Source organism: Salegentibacter lacus (genome assembly GCF_020164555.1).
Lineage (GTDB): Bacteria > Bacteroidota > Bacteroidia > Flavobacteriales > Flavobacteriaceae > Salegentibacter > Salegentibacter lacus.
The window spans coordinates 1-560 of sequence record NZ_JAIQZB010000063.1 but is presented as its reverse complement, the minus strand read 5'-3'; the positions used below and the strand labels follow the sequence as shown (position 1 = coordinate 560).

Here is a 560-nt window from a genome sequence, read left to right as displayed (position 1 = left end):
AGCCGTACCGGAAGGTGCGGCTGGAACACCTCCTTTCTAGAGCAATGTTTAGCTGATTTATCAGTGATAACAAAGCGCAAGAATCAAAGGGAAGTTCTTAAAGATTCTGATTTGGTCTTGATTCTAAGCTGTCGATTTAATATTTAAAACATTGTGAGATGCCTTGCATATCACAAAGGACAGTCTCATAGCTCAGCTGGTTAGAGCGCTACACTGATAATGTAGAGGTCGGCAGTTCGAGTCTGCCTGAGACTACAACACGCCAAGGGCGTCGTTAGAGGTTGAAGGTTGAAGGTTCAAAGCGATTTGAATAGGAGACATAAGAGAAGTTCATTACAATTTATTGAAAGGAAATTTTAGAAGTTGGGAATCCCAGGTTGACATATAGGTCATCAATTAACTGATAACTGTTAACTGATACCTGACAACTGAAAAACGGGGGATTAGCTCAGCTGGCTAGAGCGCCTGCCTTGCACGCAGGAGGTCATCGGTTCGACTCCGATATTCTCCACGATTCCTTAAGATCTAAGGGAGATAGGTAACACAAACATCAGGAAACG

At 43.0% G+C, this 560-nt stretch carries 2 tRNA genes; both read left to right on the top strand.

The annotated features are described in order from the left end of the window. Window positions 1-181 precede the first annotated feature (181 nt). Window positions 182-255 (top strand) — tRNA-Ile (locus LB465_RS18095). Between the two features lie 182 nt (window positions 256-437). Continuing rightward, window positions 438-511 (top strand) — tRNA-Ala (locus LB465_RS18090). Window positions 512-560 lie beyond the last annotated feature (49 nt).